This is a genomic window from Bifidobacterium sp. POST2/T3 (B1) (genome assembly GCF_058197115.1).
On record NZ_JBVPQK010000308.1, the window covers coordinates 1 to 3,151 of the forward strand.

At 58.0% G+C, this 3,151-nt stretch carries 3 protein-coding genes; 1 reads left to right on the top strand and 2 read right to left on the bottom strand.

Features of this window, described 5'->3' with window-relative positions; genetic code table 11:
- Positions 1 to 203: 203 nt before the first annotated feature.
- Positions 204 to 665, bottom strand: a complete 462-nt coding sequence (locus AC0AP0_RS10880; protein ID WP_045935704.1) for an Hsp20/alpha crystallin family protein — start codon at positions 663 to 665, stop codon at positions 204 to 206.
- 381 nt (positions 666 to 1,046) lie between these two features.
- On the opposite strand from AC0AP0_RS10880, the gene gdhA reads away from it, so the two are divergent.
- The gene (gene gdhA, locus AC0AP0_RS10885) at positions 1,047 to 2,393 is read left to right on the top strand and encodes an NADP-specific glutamate dehydrogenase (RefSeq protein ID WP_490430478.1); all 1,347 of its coding nucleotides are present in this window, start codon (positions 1,047 to 1,049) and stop codon (positions 2,391 to 2,393) included.
- 86 nt (positions 2,394 to 2,479) lie between these two features.
- Here gdhA and AC0AP0_RS10890 read toward each other — a convergent pair.
- On the bottom strand, positions 2,480 to 3,151 hold a 672-nt coding region (locus AC0AP0_RS10890; RefSeq protein WP_490430479.1), incomplete at its 5' end, for a DUF8487 domain-containing protein.

Below are 3,151 nucleotides of genomic sequence, written 5' to 3' on the forward strand. Positions count from 1 at the left end.
TCACACCATCTTTTGCCATAAGCCTTCTATCCGATCCTCGGCCGGTTACACGGCGCGCCGAAAGACACGCCAAATGGCAAGTATAGCATTGATGGACCCAAAATTGGGCAATAGCGTGTTGACACGACAAAAGGGCCGTCCGAACGGCTGTCGCTCAATCAGTATAGCAGTCGTTCAGGCGGTCCGATAAGGACCTGAATCCCTCAGTCCTCAATAGCGATGTTCTGCGTGTTGTCAGCGGGCTCGATGCTGGTCTTGGGCAGGGTCACCTCGAGGGTGCCATTGGCGTAGTGAGCATGGATGTCCTCCTGGCGGACCTTATCTCCCACATAGAAGCTGCGGGAGCAGGACCCGGTGTAACGCTCGCGCCGAATCCAACGGCCCTGATCGTCCTTGTCTCCCTGATCGCTGTTCTTTTGAGCGGATACGATCAGGTAGCCATCCTCAAGACGCAGGCCGATGTCCTTCTTGTCAAAGCCAGGCATGTCGATGGAGAGCTGATACTGCCCGTCCTTCTCGCGCACATCCGTGTTCATCAAGGGGCTGTTCAGCGCGTTCTTCGCGCCCTGGCCCTGCCGACGCCCGTCACGCCAGTTGTTGAAGAAAGGATCGTCGAAGAAGTCGCCGAAGATCGAATTGTTCATCAAAGCGGGAAACATAGCCATAATCGCATCTCCTGATTCTCTAAGTCGTAGTTTCGTGGACCGGAACCCCAGATGGACATCCTGACTTGTCCTCCCGGGCTCCCTGCCCTTCACTTTGTCCAAACTGCGGACCCTCGGTTCCATGCCCAATGTTCACCCAAGGAATAAAAGTTGAGTCTGAGTGACTCAACTTTGACTAATAGTCTTGTTTTTTGTCCTTGTTCTCTCACTCTTCGGGCTTTCAATGACCACATGTCAGACATTAACGGCCAAAATTCTTGTGACACGACTTTGAAACATTTAACATAAAATGAGATTCCGCCAGCCCCCGCAGGCTCTTGAGGGCGGACCCAATCGCATTTGGACCGGACGGACCGGCCATCCCTAGTCAAAGGAGCTCAGATGCTCACCAACGAATACATCAAGCGCGTCTACCAACAGGTGGAGAAGCGCGACGGCGACCAACCGGAATTCCTGCAGGCTGTTCGTGAGGTTTTCTCCAGTCTGGAACCCGTGGTGGAGCGCCATCCCGAGTATGAGGCCAACGGCGTGCTGGAGCGCCTGGTCGAGCCCGAACGTGCAGTCAAGTTCCGTGTGGCCTGGACCGATGACCAAGGCCATGTTCAGGTCAACCGCGGCTACCGGATCCAATTCAATTCAGCTATCGGCCCCTACAAGGGTGGCCTGCGCTTCCATCCGACCGTGACTGAGTCGGTCATCAAGTTCCTGGGCTTCGAGCAGATTCTGAAGAATTCGCTGACTGGCCTGCCCATGGGCGGCGCCAAGGGCGGATCCGACTTCGACCCCAAAGGCCGCTCGGATGCTGAGGTCATGCGCTTCTGCCAGGCCTTCATGACTGAGCTGCAGCGGCACATCGGGCAGTTCACCGACGTGCCCGCCGGCGACATCAACGTGGGATCCCGTGAGATCGGCTACCTGTTCGGCCAGTACAAGAGAATGCGGGACGAGTACTCGGGCGTTCTGACCGGCAAGGACCTGACCTTCGGCGGCTCCCTGGCCAGAACCGAGGCTACAGGCTATGGCCTGTGCTACTACACTCAGGAAGCCCTGCAGACACTGCGCAAGGATTCCTTCCAGGGCAAGACCGTCGTCATCTCCGGTTCGGGCAACGTGGCCATCTTCGCCACCGAAAAGGCCCAGCAGCTGGGCGCCAAGGTGGTAACGGCATCCGACTCCAACGGATACGTCTACGATCCCAACGGGATTGACCTTGACGTCGTCAAGGACATCAAGCTGGGTCACCGCGGCCGAATTCGCGAGTATGCGGACCGCGTGGACTCCGCTGAGTACCACGAGGGCTGCAAGGGCGTTTGGACCGTGCCTTGCGACATCGCCCTGCCCTGCGCCACGCAGAACGAAATCGACGAGGAATCCGCAAAGACTCTGGTCGCCAATGGATGCACCGTGGTCTGCGAGGGTGCCAACATGCCATCCACCCCCGAAGCCATCCAGGTCTATCAGGATAACAAGGTGCTCTACGGGCCTGCCAAGGCCGCCAATGCCGGCGGCGTGGCAGTCTCCGGTCTGGAGATGAGCCAGAACTCGCTGCGCCTGCAGTGGACCTTCGACGAGGTGGACCAGCGGCTCAAGGACATTATGACTGGAATCTTCCAAAAGTCCTACCAGGCTTCCAAGGAATATGGTCATGTGGGCGACCTGATGCTGGGCGCCAATGTGGCCGGCTTCACCAAGGTGGCCGATGCCATGGTGGCCCAGGGCATCCTCTGAGATAGGCTCTAGATAGCACAATAAGGGGTCCAACCCGCTGAAATTGCAGGTCGGACCCTTTATTGCGCTTTAGCGGACAGCAGGACTCAGGCGACCAGCTGGTCGATGACCTCGGGATCAATCCTCTGACGCGGGTTGAAGTCCTTGGAGCCCAGATACCGATAGATGCTGGCCTGAAGGGCCCGAGCCTCCGGATATTCAGTCAGATTCTGCAGGCCCATGGAGGAGAGCAGAAGCCGGCCCTTACCGCAGCGGCATTCCAGCAGCTGTGTCATGGGTCGCAGGTAAGCGTAGCTGTCCATCTCAGTGATGATGGATTGGTAGCGATCAGGCAGGATGATGGCCCGCTGGGTGGCCATGGGCCACCACTGCCAGTCAGTATGCCAGTCGGTCGGAAAATCGGCAAAAACAGGGTGGTCGGCTTGAATGAACTGCCCCATGGTGCCGCTCTGGTCCTTGAATGTCCCCACTGACCAGAAGTCCGTGGAGAAATGGGCCTGAACGGATCTGGGCAGGGACTGGGCCGTGGAGTCAGGACTCAGATATACTGTGCCTCCCTGGTCCAGAACCCGACGCGCCTGTTGGTCAAACCTCCTGGCCTCATACAGACCGCCTGGCCGTTCAGGCTTGCTGTCCCGGTAGACCCAGACCGGATAGACATTGGTCACGCCGTCAATCTCAAAACTCAGACGGCAGCGTTGGTTGCCTTCAACGCCGTCCAGAGGCAGTTCGAAGGCTCCAAGATCGGTCAGCTTGCC